Annotated in this window: 2 protein-coding genes; both read right to left on the bottom strand. The window is 59.9% G+C overall.

The window, feature by feature from the left end:
• Positions 1-770, bottom strand: a 770-nt coding sequence (locus AC1D15_RS33060; protein WP_477829397.1) for an RICIN domain-containing protein, incomplete at its 3' end; no start/stop codon positions are given.
• 205 nt (positions 771-975) lie between these two features.
• Positions 976-1231: LysR substrate-binding domain-containing protein (locus tag AC1D15_RS33055; protein WP_477829396.1), on the bottom strand; the 256-nt coding region annotated here is incomplete at its 5' end.

Below are 1231 nucleotides of genomic sequence, written 5' to 3'. Positions count from 1 at the left end.
GCGGCTGTCGACGAAGGCGGCGTTCCGTTCGCCTTTGAGAATCTGTACGATGACATCGCATCATTGAACCCCAGCGGCACCAAGTTGGCCGTGTCAGCCAAGAGCGACAGCACGCGTCCTGACCCTCCGACATCGGTGAACAGGTCAACTTGGTAGCCCACAGGTACCTTTACCGACGACGCCAGGCGCATCCAGCCGGCGGGCGCATCGGCTGCTCCTTCACCGGTGCAATAACTTCTGCCCGCGTAGTTGATGTCTTCGTAGAAGCACGCTTGCGACGTAGAGCCACCAACGCGGCTGAACGTGAATATCTGGTTGGTCGAGCCGGCACAGCTCCATTGCTGCACATTGGTGCGATCCGCGGTGCTGCGGTCGGCCACATCGATGCACTTGCCGCTCTTCTGGTTCTTGATCGTGAACTGATCGGAACCGGTGGCCGGTTGAATCGCGAAGCGTTGCTGGCCGGAGCCGTTGTCGCTCCACTGTTGCACGTTGGCGCCGTCGTTGGTGAAGCCGCCGACGATGTCGATGGCCTTGCCACTGTTCACGTTGAGCAGCTTGTAGAACCCTCCGCCGAGGCTTGTCACGTCAAACTGTTGCGCCGTGGTTCCGTTGCAGGTGTATTGCTGAATGTTTATGCCGTCTCCCAGTCCGGCAGCATCAACGTCGACACATTTGCCGCTGTGGGCGGCTTTGATTGTGTAGCGACCAGCCTCCAGATCTGCCGCCACGGCAGGTGTGACGCCATAGAGCGTGGTGACGACGACCACTGCCAACGTGTGCATTGAAAGTCTCATGGATCCTCTCCATTGGTGAATAGAGACACGGTAGCGCTAAAGTGGAAACGCATCCATTGCACACCGCGCGGCCATCGTTGCAACGACAGGAACGCTCGAGGGTTTTCTCTCACTGATTTCACGTGTTCTGTTTCAGTCGCCACAGGTGGACGCAATTTCGTGGAGACGCGGCGCACACTCATTGAGATCCCAACAGCAGGCGGCAGGTGGATGCGAGCGTCAGCAGGTTTGGGTCGCGCTCGCGCGCACGCAGGTAGCTCAAGCCGATCTGTTGGCGCACGGCGAAGCGCGGGTGCAGGGGAATCAGTCGGACAGAGGCGTTGAGAACATCGCGGACGCGACCGGGCAGCAATGTGCACCCGACGCCACCGCTGACGAAGTTGATCAGCGTGAAGATGTCGCCAACCTGCAGTGCGACCTGGGGGGTGTAGCCG

The sequence above is a fragment of the Rhizobacter sp. P2_H2 genome (assembly GCF_056403375.1).
Note: the sequence above shows the minus strand (reverse complement) of the source record. Positions and strands in the feature narration are given on the sequence as shown.